This is a genomic window from Oceanicella sp. SM1341, from assembly GCF_003448965.1.
Lineage (GTDB): Bacteria > Pseudomonadota > Alphaproteobacteria > Rhodobacterales > Rhodobacteraceae > Paroceanicella.
In genome coordinates, this window is record NZ_QRGC01000106.1 from 1 (window position 1) to 592 (window position 592).

General features: G+C 71.1%; 2 protein-coding genes. Both read right to left on the reverse strand.

What is annotated here, in order from left to right:
• A partial coding sequence (locus tag D3P35_RS25955; protein WP_118138795.1) for a hypothetical protein occupies positions 1-275 on the reverse strand: 275 nt, incomplete at its 3' end.
• On the reverse strand, positions 275-592 hold a 318-nt coding region (locus D3P35_RS25960; RefSeq protein WP_118138796.1), incomplete at its 5' end, for a phage tail tube protein. The genes D3P35_RS25955 and D3P35_RS25960, both read right to left, overlap by 1 nt.

Below are 592 nucleotides of genomic sequence, written 5' to 3' on the forward strand. Positions count from 1 at the left end.
GCGCCCATGGCGCGACCCAGGGCCTCGCCGTGGCTGCCGAGCAGGTCGCCCGCGTCCTGCAGGCTGGTCTCCGGGTGGTGCCGCTGCAGGGCCGCCCACATGAAGGCGCGCAGCTCGCGCATCGTGAGATCGCCGGACTGGAAGGCGTCGATCGAGGTGACGGCATTGCGGCCCGTCGCCTCCTCGAAGGCGCAGAGCGCGTTGAAGTCCATCACCAGCCGCAGGGTGCGGCCGTCGACCGTGATCTCGGTCTCGCCGAGGAGCCGGTTCGCCATCACGCGCCCTCCCCGGCCACAACCTGCTCGCTGAGCCGGAAGGTGGCGGTGGCGGTCATCTTGTCGGCGATGGGGGCCGTGCGGGTGTAGCCCTTGAGGAAGCCCGCGTAGGTCTCAGGCTCGGCCCCCGGCAAGGTGATCTCGATGAGCACCTCCTCGCGGCTGGCGCGCAGGGATTGCAGGAGCACGTCCGTGGGGCTGCCGGGGATGTGGTTCATCGGCACGCCCACCTCGCCGCCGTCGGTGAGCCCGGGGATGAACTGCTTGCGCCGCCCGGGCGAGCCCATGTGGGTCACCTCGATCTCGTCGACCTGCTC